This is a genomic window from Cupriavidus sp. 05N40 (assembly GCF_056397305.1).
Genome location: NZ_JBFTND010000441.1, coordinates 1 through 1,239, shown reverse-complemented (window position 1 = coordinate 1,239; position 1,239 = coordinate 1). Strand labels below are relative to the sequence as shown.

At 59.2% G+C, this 1,239-nt stretch carries 1 protein-coding gene; it reads left to right on the top strand.

The window, feature by feature from the left end:
- Positions 1–652, top strand: a 652-nt coding sequence (locus AC1DO7_RS41330; protein ID WP_477117582.1) for a sigma-70 family RNA polymerase sigma factor, incomplete at its 5' end; no start/stop codon positions are given.
- Positions 653–1,239: the final 587 nt, after the last annotated feature.

Here is a 1,239-nt window from a genome sequence, read left to right as displayed (position 1 = left end):
CGGCATGCAGTTTCTGGATCTGATCCAGGAAGGCAATATCGGCCTGATGAAGGCGGTGGACAAGTTCGAATACCGGCGCGGCTGGAAGTTTTCGACGTATGCCACTTGGTGGGTCCGGCAGGCTGTCACGCGCGCGCTTGCCGATCAGGCACGGACGATTCGGGTGCCGGTGCACATGATCGAGACGATCAACAAGCTGAACCGGATCTCGCGCGAATTCCTGCAACAGACTGGCCAGGAAGTCCATCCCGCCGTCCTCGCCGAACGCATGGAGATGTCCGAGCAGAAAGTGCGAGATATCCTCAAGCTCGCGAGGCAGCCTGTCTCGCTTGAGACCCCTGTGGGCGACGACGCCGACGCTACGCTCGGCGACATGATTGAGGATGTCTCTGCGAGTTCACCGGCTGAAGCCGCGATTCAGGCGAGCCTGCGCGCAGAGATCGATGGGGCACTCGGCGAGTTATCGCCGCGCGAGGCCAAGGTCCTTCGGATGCGATTCGGACTCGATACTACCTCTGAGCACACGCTTGAAGAGGTCGGCAAGCAGTTTGACGTGACCCGTGAGCGAATCCGTCAGATTGAGGCCAAGGCGATGCGCAAGCTCAAGCATCCCAGTCGCGCTGACAAGTTACGGCTCTTTCTGGAGCGTTGAGAAAAGGCACTGGCGCGCCCCTTCTCGACACCCTGCGCCAAGCCGGCAACGACCACGCAGCCTGTTCGGCGCAAACTTTGCGCAACTCCTCCTCGGGGTCATCGTACTTTCCAAAAAAAAATGGCGGTAGCAGACCGCAGAGCCGCCTGTAGCAAGGTTTTCCGGCGCAATGCATCACGTGCCGCCGGAGTGTTTGCAAACGCTTGATAGATAAGCCCATTCCTGTGCATACCGCCAGAAAATGCAAGGAAAGTACGATGACCCCTATATGGCAATACCTAGCGAAAGCCATGACCTGCATCAGCTGGACGACTTTGTTGCGTCGCTAGCGCTGTGGGCGTCGTCCCGGGTCGAGCTAGGAAAGCAAGGCGAAGCGACCGTCGTGGAGGACAAATGGAGGCCAACGAATGAGGTATGTAGAGGCCGGCCCCGTTATAGGCAATGCGTCTCGATGTCGGCGGCCCCTTTTGTGGCCGGGTTACAGTGATTCTCTGATCTCGGACCTTCACATAAGATGCGACGCCTCGTGGGGGCATACTTGTGAGGGCGAGGCGTCCCCTAGGCTGCCCTTCTCCTAGCCTCAGCGC